The organism is Pseudomonas fluorescens, from assembly GCF_001902145.1.
Taxonomy (GTDB): Bacteria; Pseudomonadota; Gammaproteobacteria; order Pseudomonadales; family Pseudomonadaceae; genus Aquipseudomonas; species Aquipseudomonas fluorescens_BV.
On sequence record NZ_MRST01000027.1, the window covers coordinates 781,155 to 794,714 of the forward strand.

The following is a 13,560-nucleotide window of genomic DNA, read 5'->3' on the forward strand; positions in this document are numbered from 1 at the left end:
TAAATCCGGTACGGAGCAAAGCTGGCTTGCCTGCGATAGCCATAGGTATCTACACAACTTTGTAGGCTGTAGCCGTCGACGGTAACCACGATGCGAAGCGAGTCGCTCTTGATCTTGATCTGCTTTTGATCTTAGGCGCCCCGTTAAACCACGCTGGCCGTAATCCGATTTTGATTTGGGGGGTAAACCGGCAGGGATGCCGGTTTAGCCGCCCCGCGCCATGGATGGCGCGTGGCGGCGGCCCCCCAAATCAATGTCGGATTACGGGTACACCGAGCCTAGGCGAGGTGCCGAGTGGTGGGGCAAGAGCCTTTTGGTTACTTTTGGGCTCTTCAAAAGTGACCCGCTGTAAAAGCGGAACCAATAGCAGCCATTACCGCAGGAACGGATATGTACGCGGTCTGACCCGAGATACTGGTCGGCTTTAAGGCCGCCTTCGCAGCGATGCGGCGACCCGACAAGCCAGCTCCCACATTGGATCGCGGGGCATCAGTTAGATCAGCGTCGGCTGCCAGGCCGTCTTCGCGGGAGCAAGCTCCCTCGCCACAGGTCCTGCGTCGCATTAAAGTTGTGTAGATACCTATGCTGCGATAGCGGTGGTTCAGTTGCAGACTCATTGACGGACCCGCCGCCATCGCGGGCAAGCCCGCTCCCACAGGGGATCGGTGCCGGACGCTGATGCCGTGGGCAATACCCAACCAATGTGGGAGCTGGCTTGCCTGCGATAGCGGTGGTTCAGTGACAGACTCATTGACTGACACGCCGCCTTCGCGAGCAAGCCCGCTCCCACAGGGGACTGATGCCGGACGCTGATTCCGTGGGCAATACCCAACCAATGTGGGAGCTGGCTTGCCTGCGATAGCGGTGGTTCAGTGACAGACTCATTGACTGACACGCCGCCTTCGCGAGCAAGCCCGCTCCCACAGGGGACTGATGCCGGACGCTGATTCCGTGGGCAATACCCAACCAATGTGGGAGCTGGCTTGCCTGCGATAGCGGTGGTTCAGTGACAGACTCATTGACTGACACGCCGCCTTCGCGAGCAAGCCCGCTCCCACAGGGGACTGATGCCGGACGCTGATTCCGTGGGCAATACCCAACCAATGTGGGAGCTGGCTTGCCTGCGATAGCGGTTGGGCAGGCGCTGATATGCCAACTGACAGTCCGCTATCGCAGGCAAGCCAGCTCCCACCGTTTTAACTGCGATCAGCCTTGAGCACTTCGTAATCACGCAGTTTGTTGGCAATGGTGGTGTGGGACACCCCCAGGCGCTTGCCCAACTGGCGACTGCTCGGGTGTTCGGCATACAGGCTTTCCAACACCGCCTTCTCGAAGCGCCCGACGATATCCTCCAGGCTCCCCACCAGGGAAAAATCGCCCAGCGGCTGGCGTACGCCATAATCCGGCAACCGAATATGCTCGACCTTGACCGTACCACCCTCACACAACGACACCGCCTGGAACAGCACGTTTTCCAGTTGCCGCACATTGCCCGGCCAGTGGTAGTGGCTGAGCTTGTCCATGACGGCGGGGGCCAGCTTGGGCAGTGGGCAACCGATCTGCCGGCTGGCCTGGTCGAGAAAGTGCTCGACCAACGGCGCGAGGCCATCCAGGCATTCGCGCAACGGCGGGATATGCAACGACAACACATTCAGCCGGTGATAAAGGTCCTGGCGAAACTCACCCCGGGCGCAGAGCTCCGACAAATCCACCTGGGTCGCGCAGATCACCCGCACATCCAGGTACACCTCTTCATCACTGCCCACCCGGCGAAAACAACCGTCCTGCAGAAAGCGCAGCAGCTTGACCTGCAAGCGCGCGCTCATTTCTCCCACACCATCCAGAAACAACGTACCACCCGCCGTCAGCTCAAGCAGGCCCAACTTACCTTCCGCCCGCGCCCCTTCAAATGCGCCGGGGCCGTAGCCAAACAGTTCGGTCTCGGCCATCGACTCGGGCAACCCTGCGCAGTTGAGGGCCATCAACGGCGACTGCCCGCGCGGGCTGGCCAAGTGGCAGGCTCGGGCCAACAGTTCCTTGCCGGTGCCGGTTTCGCCTTCTATTAATAGCGGCGCATCCAGCGGCGCCATGCGCCGCGCTTCACGCACCACTGCGGCCATGACCTTGGAGCTTTGGAAGATGCTGTCGAAACCGCGCAGCTCTTGCTTGCGCACGTTATAGATACGCTCACCGACACGGTCGGCCCGGTGCAGGGTGAGCACGGCGCCGGCCATGGCTTCGCTGTCATCGTGCTCGGAGGATTGCAGGGGCGCGATGTCCGCCAGAAACACGTCGCCCTTGACCTTGACCCGCAGGCCATTGATTCGCGACTTGCTGGCGCGCACCAGTTCCGGCAGGTCGAAATCCTCGGCATAACGCGACAGGGGAATCCCCGGAACTTCATCCACCCGTACGCCAAGCAACTGCGCCGCCGCCCGGTTGGCGGCCACGATGGAGCCGCCCATATCAATGGACAGCACCGGGAATTCCAGGGCGCCGAGCAATGCGTTGAGTTCCATATGCCGCCGCTCGCTGGGCATCAGCCCTACCCGCTTGACCCCGAACACCCCGGCAATCGCCTCGAACTGCGGGCGCAACGCCTGGAATTGCATGTTCACCAGGTTGGGGCAGAACAGGTAAATGGCGTTGCCATGCTCACCGCCGACTTCGCCCTTGGCGACGTTGACGCCGTACTCCACCAGCAGGTTGAGGATGTCCCGCAGGATGCCGATGCGGTTCTGGCAGTGCACTTTGATACGCATGGAAAGACTCGAAAAGGGAGTAGGCGCCGCGTCTTTTTGTCGCCGGGCGCAGATAGTCGTCAAGATTATGTGACAGCGCGATGGCTTTTCCCAGCCCATAGCTACGACGAGCGGGCCTATCGTAACGAATTCTTTACGATAATCAGTAATTTTTCCTACACCCGTCCGTTAAAGGCTGATGGAATCCGGCGCCTATCCGGTTATCAATAGGTGCATCCCAGGACATAACAAGAACGAATGCCTAGCAGGAGAGCCGTATGAAGCAGACGCACTACGTGGCCCGCGAGCCCGATGCGCAAGGTTTTATCCACTACCCGCCAGAAGAACATGCGGTGTGGAACACCCTGATCACTCGCCAATTGAAAGTGATCGAGGGCCGTGCCTGCCAGGAATACCTGGACGGTATCGACAAGCTCGGCCTGCCCCTGGACCGCATTCCCCAGTTGGGCGAAATCAACAAGGTGCTGGCCGACACCACCGGCTGGCAAGTCGCCCGCGTGCCGGCGCTGATTCCCTTCCAGACCTTTTTTGAATTGCTGGCCAGCAAACAGTTTCCGGTAGCGACCTTTATTCGCACCCGTGAAGAACTGGACTACCTGCAAGAGCCGGATATTTTTCACGAGATCTTTGGCCACTGCCCGCTGCTGACCAACCCTTGGTTCGCTGAGTTCACCCACACCTACGGCAAGCTCGGCCTGGCGGCCACCAAGGAGCAACGGGTGTACCTGGCGCGCCTGTACTGGATGACCATCGAGTTCGGCCTGGTGGACACGCCCCAGGGACGGCGTATCTACGGTGGCGGCATTCTGTCGTCGCCTAAAGAAAGTGTGTATTGCCTGTCGGACGAGCCCGAGCACCAGGCCTTTGATCCGCTGGAAGCGATGCGTACCCCCTATCGCATCGACATCCTGCAACCGCTGTACTTCGTATTACCCGAGCTCAAGCGCCTGTTCGACGTGGCGCAGGAAGACATCATGGCCATGGTCGAGCGCGGTATGCAGCTGGGTCTGCACGCGCCGAAATTCCCTCCGAAGCCCAAAGCCGCGTGAACCTTGTGTTTTAAGGCCAGGTGAGTCTGTTCCCTGGCCCCGCGTTGCTTTAGGGTAACGCCACTGACCTTCAATCTTTCGAATTCAGGACACCTTCCATGACCACCTTGAACCAAGCCCACTGCGAAGCCTGCCGCGCCGATGCCCCGCAAGTCAGCGATGAAGAACTGCCGGTGCTGATCAAGCAGATCCCTGACTGGAACATCGAAGTGCGCGACGGCGTGATGCAGCTGGAAAAGGTTTTCCTGTTCAAGAACTTCAAATTCGCCCTGGCCTTCACCAACGCGATGGGTGAGATCTCCGAAGCCGAAGGCCATCACCCTGGCCTGCTCACCGAGTGGGGCAAAGTCACGGTGACCTGGTGGAGCCACTCCATCAAGGGCCTGCACCGCAACGACTTCATCATGGCCGCGCGCACCGACGAAGTGGCCAAGACTGCCGAGGGCCGCAAGTAATGCATTTCGATGCCATCGACCGCGTGCCCGGCGACCCGATCCTCGGGCTGATGGACCTGTATACCCAGGACGCCAACCCGAACAAGTTCGACCTGGGCGTAGGTGTCTATAAGGACGACCAGGGCCTGACGCCGATTCCTCACTCAGTGAAGCTGGCGGAACAGCGCCTGGTCGACACCCAAGTGACCAAGACCTATATCGGTGGCCATGGCGATGCAGCCTTCGGCAGCCTGATCAGCGAACTGGTGCTCGGCGCCGACTCAGCCTTGCTGCGCGACCGCCGTGCTGGCGCCACGCAAACCCCAGGCGGCACCGGCGCCCTGCGCCTGAGCGCCGACTTTATCGCCCACAGCCTGCCGGGCCGTGGCGTGTGGCTGAGCAACCCGACCTGGCCGATCCACGAAACCATTTTTGCCAAGGCCGGGCTCAAGGTCAGTCATTACCCTTACGTGGGCAGCGACAACCGCCTGGATGTGACGGCGATGCTCGCGACCCTGTCCAGGGTGCCCAAGGGCGACGTGGTATTGCTGCACGCGTGCTGCCATAACCCGACCGGCTTTGACCTGTCCCAGCATGACTGGCGCCAGGTCTTGCAGATCGTGCGTGAGCGCCAGTTGCTGCCGCTGATCGACTTTGCCTATCAGGGCTTTGGCGATGGCCTGGAGCAGGATGCCTGGGCGGTGCGCCTGTTTGCCGCCGAGCTGCCGGAAGTGCTGATTACCAGTTCCTGCTCGAAGAACTTCGGCCTGTATCGCGACCGCGTGGGTGCATTGATCGTCTGTGCGGCGGATGCCGAAAAGCTCACCGATGTACGCAGCCAACTGGCGAATATCGCTCGCAACCTGTGGTCGACACCGCCGGATCACGGTGCTGCCGTGGTGGCGACCATCCTCGGTGATGCACAGTTGAAAAAGCAGTGGAGCGAGGAAGTCGAGGCCATGCGTTCGCGGATCGCCCAGTTACGCTCCGGATTGGTGGAAGCGCTTGCGCCCCATGGCCTGGCCGAGAAATTCGCACATATCGGCGCGCAGCGTGGGATGTTTTCCTATACCGGCTTGAGTGCCGAGCAGGTCAAGCAACTGCGCGAGAAGCACAGCGTGTATATGGTCAGTTCGGGGCGGGCTAACGTGGCCGGGGTTGATGCGACGCGCTTGACGTTGCTGGCTCAAGCCATTGCTGACGTCTCCAACTGAAGACACCGGTTTTTTTAATGTGGCGGTTGCCCCACGCCCTCTGTAGGAGCGAGCTGGCTCGCGAAGAACCTCAACGATGACGCGTGCATCCTGAATAAACGCGGCGCCTATGAGTTTCTCGCGAGCAAGCTCGCTCCTACAAAAGCCTTAAGGCCATTCAATCGAGCTGGTTTTTAGCCAGTGACCAGCTCAGCCTTGAGTTGGGCTTCCCTGGCCTGCGCATCCGCCAACCGATACAACTCGATATGCCCATCCCAGTGCTCGATCAGGGCCGTGCACGACTCCACCCAATCCCCACAGTTGAGGTAATCCACCTCGCCCACCTTGCGAATCTCGGCATGATGAATATGCCCGCACACCACCCCGTGCAATTCCCGCTTGGTCACTTCGTGGGCAATCGCCTCTTCGAAATCGCTGATAAAACTCACCGCCGTCTTGACCTTGTGCTTCAGGTACGCCGACAGCGACCAGTAACCGTAGCCATACCGCGCACGCCAGTGGTTCAGCCAGCGGTTCAACGTGAGGGTGAACTCGTAGGCCGAGTCGCCAAGGAAAGCGAGCCAGCGGTGATAGCGCGTGATCACATCAAACTGGTCGCCATGAATCACCAGCAAATGGCGGCCATCGGCGGTGACGTGTACAGCCTCATCGACCAACTGGATATTGCCCAGGATCAGCTTTGAATAGCGACGCAGGAACTCGTCATGGTTGCCGGTGACATAGATCACCTCGGTGCCACGCTTGGCCATGGTCAGCAAGCGGCGGATCACGTTGGTATGGGCTTGAGGCCAATACATGCCACCGCGCATTTTCCAACCGTCGATGATGTCACCGACCAGGTAGACCTTGTCGGCGTGGTAGCCCTTGAGAAAGTGCGACAGGTGTTCGGCCTGGCAGTCCCGAGTGCCCAGGTGTACGTCGGAAATCCACAGGGTTCGCACCCGTTGCTTGCGGCTGGGCTTGGTGAACTCGGCACGGGTCATGGGCATCCCTCGACGCTGTTTTGGCGAGCTTGCGCCTTGGCGATTAATAGCCCATGACAACTGTGAGTCAGACTGATGACAGCGCACTCGCCGACAAGCGTTGTAGACTACCGCCCTGCCCCCCCTGCTGCTAAGGATCGCAATGACTCCCCGCTCAGCCCTCGGCGCCCTGCATATCGGCGCACTGATGTTTGGCCTTACCGGCGTATTCGGCAAACTCGCAGCCGCCTCCCCCGCCATCATCGTGTTTGGTCGCGCCGCTTTCGCTGTGCTCGCCCTGACGGTATTTGCCCGCTTTGCGAGTAATGCGCCCTGGAAGAAACTGCAGATGCGCGACTGGCGTCGCCTGCTGGTCAGCGGCGTCTTGCTGGCCGCCCATTGGGTGACGTTCTTTATCGCCGTCAAAGTCGCCGGCGTGGCCGTGGCGACCCTGGGGTTCACCGCCTTTCCGGCCTTTACCGTGATCCTTGAAGGGCTGATCTTCCGCGAGCGCATTCGCGCCAATGAAGTGCTGCTGGTGGTGCTGGTCACCGTTGGCCTGGTGCTTGTGACCCCGGATTTCAATCTCGCCAGCGAGGCCACGGGCGGCCTGCTGTGGGGCATCGCCTCGGGGCTGTTGTTCTCGTTGTTGTCGCTGAACAATCGCGCCAGTTCCGGGCGCATTCCTGCGGTACAGGCCGCGCTGTGCCAGAACGTCGTAGTTGCCGCCTGCCTGCTGCCCGTGGCCGCGCCGGGGCTGGCGGATGTGCGTGCAATCGACTGGCTGTGGATCGGGCTGCTGGGGGTGTTTTGTACCGGCCTGGCCCACAGCCTGTTTGTCGCCAGCCTCGCCGTGATCAAGGCACGCACCGCCTCGGTGGTGTTTGCCATGGAACCGGTCTACGGCATCACCGTGGCCTGGCTGCTGTTTGCCGAAACCCCAACCTTGCGCATGCTGCTGGGCGGCGCCTTGATCATTGTCGCCATCGTGCTTTCCGGCCTGATGGGCAGTGCCAGCCAGGCCAAACAGCCGGCAGCCACAGCCTGATCTATACTTTAAACGTCCGCAACAGTCTGTAGTCGTTCAACGGATAAAGACTCCTCGACGACAGCCATGGTGTTTTCTGAAGTTGCTGCAAGCGAGTGGTCATCCCTCAATGCGATGCAGGAGCTTTATCATGGAAATGCTCATCAGCGTGCTGGTCCAGATTATCAGCGGTGCCGTCGGCGGTAACATCGCCGGCATGACCAAACAAGGCCAGGGAGCTGGGCTCAATACTGTTCTCGGCGGGGTCGGTGGCCTGGTGCTGGGCCAGATTGTCGCCGCACTCACCGGCACCACCGGCGGCGAAGCACTGGATGTGGCCGCAGTCGGCAGCAATATTGTCGGCGGTGGTGTCGGTGGGCTGGTATTGACCTGGGTCGTCGGCTTTATCAAGCAAAAGCTCGCCGCCAAATAGCGATAGAGGTCACCGCCCAGCGGCGGTGGCCCTCATTGCGTACGATCGTTATGGCCCAGGTCGCGCTCGGGATCAATCTGGTCGCGCACTCGCTGCTTGAGCACCTTGGCCTCGGGAAAACCGCCATCGGCCTTGCGCTCCCAAATCTGCACGCCATCGCAGGTGATGCGAAAGGCCCCGCCGGTTGCCGGCTCCAGCGCCACGCGCCCCAGGTCATCGGCAAACGTACTAAGCAATTCCTGGGCCAGCCACGCTGCGCGCAGCAACCATTGGCACTGGGTGCAATAGGTGATCACGATCTCGGGTTTGCATGCAGACATCATTAAGCGGCTCCTGGCGTAACAGGCTCAGCGAATCGGGTGGCTATAATAGCGGCCTTTGTCGCCCAGCCACGAGATTGATGATGCGCCGCCTGCTGTCTTGCCTGTTCCTGTGCCTTGTTCCCCTACTTGCCGACGCGGTAGAAGCCTCCCGCCCAAAAATCGGCCTGGTGCTGTCCGGTGGTGCCGCCCGTGGCCTGGCGCATATCGGTGTGCTCAAGGCACTTGAAGAGCAAGGTATTCATATCGATGCGATTGCCGGCACCAGCATGGGCGCGGTGATTGGCGGGTTGTACGCGTCGGGCTACAAGATCGACGAGTTGGAAAAGCTGGCGCTGGGGATCGACTGGCAGCAGGCCCTGTCCGACGCGCCACCGCGTGAAGACGTACCGTTTCGGCGCAAACAGGATGACCGGGATTTCCTGGTCAAACAAAAACTCAGTTTCCGCGACGATGGCAGCCTCGGCCTGCCGCTGGGCGTGATCCAGGGCCAGAACCTGGCGCTGCTGCTGGAGAGCATGTTCGCCCACAGCAGCAACACGCGTAACTTCGACAAGCTGCCGATCCCCTTCCGTGCCGTGGCCACCGACATCACCACCGGCGAAAAAGTGGTGTTCAGCAAAGGCCACCTGCCCCAGGTGATACGCGCCAGCATGTCGATCCCCGCGGTGTTCGCCCCCGTGGAGCTGGATGGCCGCCTGCTGGTGGACGGCGGCATGACCGACAATATCCCGCTGGACGTGGCGCGGGAGATGGGCGTCGATATCGCCATTGTGGTCGACATCGGCACCCCGCTGCGCTCGCGCAAGCAACTGGCCACCGTGGTGGACGTGCTCAACCAGTCCATCACCCTGATGACCCGGCGCAACTCCGAGGAGCAACTCAAAGCCCTGTACCCCAAGGACGTGTTGATCCAACCGCCGCTGGCGGCTTATGGCGTCACCGATTTCGGCCGCGCCAAGGACATGATCGACGCCGGCTACCGCGCCACCCGCGCCCTCGACGTACGCCTGGCACACCTGCGCCCTGCCGAACCCATCGACGCCGACCTGATAGCCGCACGCACGCCGGGCGAACGCACCCCGGTGATCACTGCGATCCAGGTGGAGAACGACTCCAAGGTCAGCGATGACGTTATCCGCTACTACATTCGCCAAGGGTTGGGAGAACCGTTGAACCTGGGCCGCCTGCAATCGGACATGGGCACCCTGTACGGCCTGGATTACTTCGAGCAGGTGCAATACCGCGTGGTTAAAAAAGGCCAGGACAACACCCTGGTGATCAGCGCACGCGGCAAGCGCAGCGGCACCGATTACCTGCGCCTGGGCTTGAACCTGTCGGACGACATGCGCGGCGACAGCGCCTTCAACCTCGGCGCCAGTTATCGCGTGAACGGTATCAACCGCCTCGGCGCAGAGTGGCTCACGCGGGTACAGATCGGTGATCGGCAAGAGCTGTACAGCGAGTTCTACCAACCGATGGACACCGGCTCGCGCTACTTCGTCGCCCCCTACATCAGGGCCGAGGCACAGAACGTCGAGTTGATCCTGGACAACGACCCCATCTCCGAATACCGCCTGGAACGCTATGGCTTTGGTCTGAATGTGGGCCGACAGATCGGCAACAGCGGCGAGATCCGCTTTGGCGTAGGTGAGGCGTGGGGCAAGGCGGATGTGCGGATCGGCGACCGCGACCTGCCGAGCGTAAGCTTCAGCGAAGGCTTCTATGAGCTTAAATATTCCTTCGACTCCCTCGACAACGTGTACTTCCCCCACAGCGGTGAGGACATCGGCCTGGCCTTTCGCGAGTTCGAACCTGGCCTGGGTTCGGACCAGCGCTATCGTCAGTGGGAGTTCAAACTGGACAAGGCCATGAGCCATGGCCCGGACACCCTCATACTCGGCGGTCGTTATGGACGCACCCTGGATAACTCGGATGTGGTGATCTCCAGCTTCCTGCTGGGTGGGGCGCGGCAATTGTCGGGCTTTCGCCAGGATGCGATTTCGGGACAGAACATCAGCCTGATGCGCGCGGTGTACTTCCGCAGGCTCACCCCGCGCTCCTACCTGCCGCTGGACTTCCCGTTGTACCTGGGTGCATCCCTGGAACGGGGCCGGGCGTGGAACAACGATAACGAGTTCGACAGCGGCTATATCAACGCCGCGAGTATTTTCCTGGGGTTTGATACACCACTGGGGCCGCTGAATTTCAGCTATGGGTTCAATGATGATAATCAGAAGGCGGTGTACTTGAACCTGGGCCAGACGTTCTAAAACTCTGCGCAAATCAAATGTGGGAGCGGGCTTGCTCGCGAATACGGTATACCAATCAATGAATGTGCTGACTGACACACCGCATTCGCGAGCAAGCCCGCTCCCACATTTTGATCCTCGGCGAATTGCAGATCAGGACTTTTCCAGGTTCGCCAAAATGTGCTCATGCACCCGCATGCACACCCGCAGGTCTTCTTCATTCACGCCCACGAACAATTCATGGCGCAACGCCGTGGCGATGGTTTCGATCTGGTCGATCAGCGGTTGGGCGGTATCGCACAGCAGGATACGTTTGGCCCGGCGGTCTTCCACCACGGCTTGGCGTTGCACCAGGCCCTGGCCTTCCAGGCTGTCGAGCAGACGGGCCAGGGTAGGCCCTTCCACGCCGACACTTTGGGCCAATTCACGCTGGGTGGGTGCTTCCACAAAACGGGCCAAGTGCAGCAGCACCAACCAGCGCGCCTGGGACAAGCCTAGCCCCGCCAGGCGGCGGTCCAGTTCGGCGCGCCAACCTCGCGACATTTGCGCCAACTGCATGCCAAAACGGTGTTGATCGGTTAACGGCATAAAAAACTCATGTTTAAGACTGAAAATAAAGTATGGCTAATTATTAGTCAGCTAAGCATGAGCCCTGCCTGTAGGCAAGGCCCGGTATGTACTGATTCGTTACATTGTCGTAATTGGCACACTAAATTTCGAATTCAGACTGCAAAGCGGCACGCACGCAGTACAAAACGCCTTCCGGAACACGCCCGGTAAACAACGGCGCAATTTCGGTGACGGCCGGCAATTGGCCTTCTCCATCGAGAAAGGCATCCTGGATTTCACCGAGCAAATCCTCAGGCAAATCAAGGGCCTGCTCCAGGGACAATTGCTGCTTGCCAATGGCTTCGGCGAGCAAGGTATACACGTTTTTTTCCGAGCATTGCAGTTGGCCAGCGATCTGGATCGGGGTCATGCCGGCACGGGCCAGGCTGATCAGTTCGTGGCGAATATCGGCGATTTCCTTCGGCGCTTCGGCCTGGCCACCGAGCACTTCCAGGAAGGCCTGGCCGTAGCGCTCCAGTTTGCGTGCGCCCACGCCGCTGACCCGGGCCATCTCGGCCATGGTGGTGGGCTGCTCGCGGAGCATCTCCAGCAAGGTGGAGTCGGGGAAGATAACGTAGGGTGGCACGCTGTGCTCCTGCGCCAGTTTGCGCCGCAGGGTGCGCAAGGCTTCCCATTGTTCGCGCTCTTCACCCCGCACCAGTTGGCTGGCCTGGCTGGTGCTGCTACTTTTGGCGGTGGTCTGCGGCTTGAGGTCACGGCGCAGCTGGAGGCTCACTTCGCCCTTGAGCAACGGCCGGCAACTGTCATTCAGGCGCAGCCCGCCGTAGCCTTCGATATCGATGTCGACAAGCCCACGGGCAACCATCTGGCGAAACAACGAACGCCACTCACCTTCGGCGCGGGCTTTGCCGACACCGTACACCGACAGTTTTTCGTGGCCGAAGCTGCGGACTTTCTCGTTGTCCTTGCCCAGCAACACATCCACCAGATGGCCCACGCCGTAACGCTGACCGGTGCGATAGATCGTCGACAACGCCTGGCGCGCCGGCTCGGTGGCGTCCCAGGTTTGCACGCCATCGATGCAGTTATCGCAGTGGCCGCAGGGCTCAGGCATGTCTTCGTCGAAATACGCCAGCAGGGTCTGGCGGCGGCAGCGGGTCTCTTCGCACAACGAGAGCATGGCGTCGAGCTTGTGCTGTTCCAGACGCTTGTGGCGCTCGTCGCCCTCGGAGTTCTGCAGCATCTGCTTGAGCATCACCACGTCTTGCAGGCCGTAGACCATCCAGGCATCCGCTGGCAGGCCATCGCGGCCGGCACGCCCGGTTTCCTGGTAATAGGCCTCAAGGGACTTGGGCAGGTCCATGTGCGCCACGAAACGCACGTTGGATTTGTCGATACCCATGCCAAAGGCAATGGTCGCCACCATGATCAGGCCTTCCTCGTTCAGGAAGCGCTTCTGGTGCGCTGATCGCGTTTCATTGGGCAGGCCGGCATGGTAAGGCAGTGCCGGGTAGCCTTGTTCACAGAGGAACGCCGCGACCTCGTCGACCTTCTTGCGCGACAGGCAATACACGATGCCCGCGTCACTGCGCCGCTCGGACAGGAACGCCAGCAACTGCTTGCGCGGCTGCTCCTTGGGCACGATTCGGTAGAAAATATTGGGCCGGTCAAAACTCGACAGGAAGCGCTCGGCGTTCTGCAAATGCAGGCGCTCGACGATCTCTTCGCGGGTCCGCTTGTCGGCGGTGGCGGTCAGAGCGATACGCGGTACATCGGGAAACAGTTCTGCCAATTGGCCAAGCTGCAGGTATTCGCGGCGGAAATCGTGACCCCATTGCGACACACAGTGGGCTTCGTCGATGGCGAACAGAGCGATCTCAAGGCTCTGCAAAAAGGCCAGCATGCGTGGCTGCACGAGGCGCTCCGGCGCCAGGTAAAGCATTTTCACCTCGCCACGCTTGATGCGTGCGGCCAGGTCGCGCTGCTGCTCGGCACTGAGGGTGGAGTTCAACGACGCGGCGGCGACACCGAGTTCTTCAAGGGTGGCGACCTGGTCGTCCATCAACGCAATCAGCGGCGACACCACCACGGCCAGGCCATTGCGCAACAGCGCCGGCACCTGGAAGCACAGCGACTTGCCGCCACCGGTAGGCATCAGCACCAGGGCATCGCCGCCACTGGCCACGCGCTCAATGATCGCACCCTGACGGCCACGAAAACTGTCGTAGCCGAAGATGTCCTTGAGGACGCGTTGAGCCTGCTCGAGCATGTAAAACTCCAAAATGGTGCCGAAATCCCTCTATACAGGCTGGCCGAAAAAATCCGCGTTCACGAAAAATAATCCGTAAGCGAAGTTTTCCCGGATTGGCGGTGGGCCTGCAGGGGCATCACAAAACGCGGCAGTATACCCGAGCGTTATCCGCCAAAGGGCGCGACTGACGAATAGACGCACCAGGCTAAAACCGGGCAAATGTGCGGTGCGGCTGGCCTGGGCGCTCAAGAAAGCCTAGAATTCAGCATCGTTTATTCCCAAGGTA

Annotated in this window: 11 protein-coding genes; 6 read left to right on the forward strand and 5 right to left on the reverse strand. The window is 60.6% G+C overall.

The features are described 5' to 3' along the window. Window positions 1-1,196: 1,196 nt before the first annotated feature. Window positions 1,197-2,762: a sigma-54-dependent transcriptional regulator gene (locus tag BUE92_RS26730; RefSeq protein WP_073527117.1), complete on the reverse strand. Its 1,566-nt coding sequence runs from the start codon at window positions 2,760-2,762 to the stop codon at window positions 1,197-1,199. Window positions 2,763-3,019: 257 nt separating this feature from the next. Between BUE92_RS26730 and phhA the strand changes: the two genes are divergently transcribed. From phhA to BUE92_RS26745, 3 genes are all read left to right on the forward strand, one after another. Next, the gene (gene phhA, locus BUE92_RS26735; protein WP_073527118.1) at window positions 3,020-3,811 is read left to right on the forward strand and encodes a phenylalanine 4-monooxygenase; all 792 of its coding nucleotides are present in this window, start codon (window positions 3,020-3,022) and stop codon (window positions 3,809-3,811) included. A 98-nt stretch (window positions 3,812-3,909) separates the two neighbouring features. Next, window positions 3,910-4,266, forward strand: a complete 357-nt coding sequence (locus tag BUE92_RS26740; protein ID WP_003192995.1) for a 4a-hydroxytetrahydrobiopterin dehydratase — start codon at window positions 3,910-3,912, stop codon at window positions 4,264-4,266. Next, complete coding sequence (locus tag BUE92_RS26745) at window positions 4,266-5,459, forward strand: amino acid aminotransferase (protein ID WP_073527119.1); 1,194 nt, start codon at window positions 4,266-4,268, stop codon at window positions 5,457-5,459. Before BUE92_RS26740 ends, BUE92_RS26745 begins: the two co-directional genes overlap by 1 nt. 173 nt (window positions 5,460-5,632) lie before the next feature. On the opposite strand, the gene BUE92_RS26750 is transcribed toward BUE92_RS26745, so the two are convergent. Continuing rightward, a complete protein-coding gene (locus BUE92_RS26750) occupies window positions 5,633-6,442 on the reverse strand; it encodes a UDP-2,3-diacylglucosamine diphosphatase (protein ID WP_073527120.1) in 810 nt (269 codons plus the stop codon). Window positions 6,443-6,584: 142 nt separating this feature from the next. Between BUE92_RS26750 and BUE92_RS26755 the strand changes: the two genes are divergently transcribed. Further along, the gene (locus BUE92_RS26755) at window positions 6,585-7,469 is read left to right on the forward strand and encodes a DMT family transporter (protein ID WP_073527121.1); all 885 of its coding nucleotides are present in this window, start codon (window positions 6,585-6,587) and stop codon (window positions 7,467-7,469) included. Between the two features lie 130 nt (window positions 7,470-7,599). Beyond that, window positions 7,600-7,881 (forward strand): hypothetical protein, encoded by a 282-nt coding sequence (locus tag BUE92_RS26760; RefSeq protein ID WP_073527122.1) that lies wholly within the window; start codon window positions 7,600-7,602, stop codon window positions 7,879-7,881. Window positions 7,882-7,913: 32 nt separating this feature from the next. Here the strand turns inward: BUE92_RS26760 and BUE92_RS26765 are convergent, their stop codons facing one another. Further along, the gene (locus BUE92_RS26765) at window positions 7,914-8,201 is read right to left on the reverse strand and encodes a SelT/SelW/SelH family protein (RefSeq protein WP_073527233.1); all 288 of its coding nucleotides are present in this window, start codon (window positions 8,199-8,201) and stop codon (window positions 7,914-7,916) included. An 83-nt stretch (window positions 8,202-8,284) separates the two neighbouring features. On the opposite strand from BUE92_RS26765, the gene BUE92_RS26770 reads away from it, so the two are divergent. Next, the gene (locus tag BUE92_RS26770) at window positions 8,285-10,474 is read left to right on the forward strand and encodes a patatin-like phospholipase family protein (protein ID WP_073527123.1); all 2,190 of its coding nucleotides are present in this window, start codon (window positions 8,285-8,287) and stop codon (window positions 10,472-10,474) included. Between the two features lie 132 nt (window positions 10,475-10,606). Here the strand turns inward: BUE92_RS26770 and BUE92_RS26775 are convergent, their stop codons facing one another. Then, window positions 10,607-11,041, reverse strand: a complete 435-nt coding sequence (locus BUE92_RS26775) for a MarR family transcriptional regulator (protein ID WP_003193007.1) — start codon at window positions 11,039-11,041, stop codon at window positions 10,607-10,609. 121 nt (window positions 11,042-11,162) lie between these two features. Then, on the reverse strand, window positions 11,163-13,292 hold the full coding sequence (recQ, locus tag BUE92_RS26780) for a DNA helicase RecQ (RefSeq protein WP_073527124.1): 2,130 nt from the start codon (window positions 13,290-13,292) through the stop codon (window positions 11,163-11,165). Between the last annotated feature and the right edge of the window lie 268 nt (window positions 13,293-13,560).

What these genes read in the sequence shown, in the direction of transcription:
- BUE92_RS26740 (WP_003192995.1), top strand. Translation starts at nt 3,910, where the DNA reads ATGACCACCTTGAACCAAGCCCACTGCGAAGCCTGCCGCGCCGATGCC.
- BUE92_RS26770 (WP_073527123.1), top strand. Translation starts at nt 8,285, where the DNA reads ATGCGCCGCCTGCTGTCTTGCCTGTTCCTGTGCCTTGTTCCCCTACTT.
- BUE92_RS26755 (WP_073527121.1), top strand. Translation starts at nt 6,585, where the DNA reads ATGACTCCCCGCTCAGCCCTCGGCGCCCTGCATATCGGCGCACTGATG.
- phhA (WP_073527118.1), top strand. Translation starts at nt 3,020, where the DNA reads ATGAAGCAGACGCACTACGTGGCCCGCGAGCCCGATGCGCAAGGTTTT.
- BUE92_RS26775 (WP_003193007.1), bottom strand. Translation starts at nt 11,041, where the DNA reads ATGCCGTTAACCGATCAACACCGTTTTGGCATGCAGTTGGCGCAAATG.
- BUE92_RS26730 (WP_073527117.1), bottom strand. Translation starts at nt 2,762, where the DNA reads ATGCGTATCAAAGTGCACTGCCAGAACCGCATCGGCATCCTGCGGGAC.
- recQ (WP_073527124.1), bottom strand. Translation starts at nt 13,292, where the DNA reads ATGCTCGAGCAGGCTCAACGCGTCCTCAAGGACATCTTCGGCTACGAC.
- BUE92_RS26745 (WP_073527119.1), top strand. Translation starts at nt 4,266, where the DNA reads ATGCATTTCGATGCCATCGACCGCGTGCCCGGCGACCCGATCCTCGGG.
- BUE92_RS26760 (WP_073527122.1), top strand. Translation starts at nt 7,600, where the DNA reads ATGGAAATGCTCATCAGCGTGCTGGTCCAGATTATCAGCGGTGCCGTC.
- BUE92_RS26765 (WP_073527233.1), bottom strand. Translation starts at nt 8,201, where the DNA reads ATGTCTGCATGCAAACCCGAGATCGTGATCACCTATTGCACCCAGTGC.
- BUE92_RS26750 (WP_073527120.1), bottom strand. Translation starts at nt 6,442, where the DNA reads ATGACCCGTGCCGAGTTCACCAAGCCCAGCCGCAAGCAACGGGTGCGA.